Consider the following 244-nt stretch of genomic DNA (forward strand, 5'->3'; position numbering starts at 1 on the left):
GGACGATGCCGCCGACGGGGCAGGAGTTGTTGAGGTGGGCGGCGATCAGGTCGACGGGCTTCATGGTGGGGTGGTCGCTGTTGGCGGTGGGTTTGTCGATGGTGAAGACGGTGCTGGCGCTGTTGTTTCCGTGCCAGTGTTTGCTGCCGCGGCCGAGGCGGCCGACGCCGGGCGCGGTTGGTGTGAAGCCGTAGAGGATCGGTTCGTGTTGCCAGTGATAATCGCTGCGTCCCATGACGAGTTG

The 244-nt window shown here is 64.8% G+C and carries 1 pseudogene; it reads right to left on the reverse strand.

What is annotated here, in order from left to right:
- A pseudogene (locus tag AC3XQU_RS24585) lies at positions 1-244 on the reverse strand (hypothetical protein); the annotation flags it as partial.

Source organism: Telluria sp. AZSoR62 (assembly GCF_058111565.1).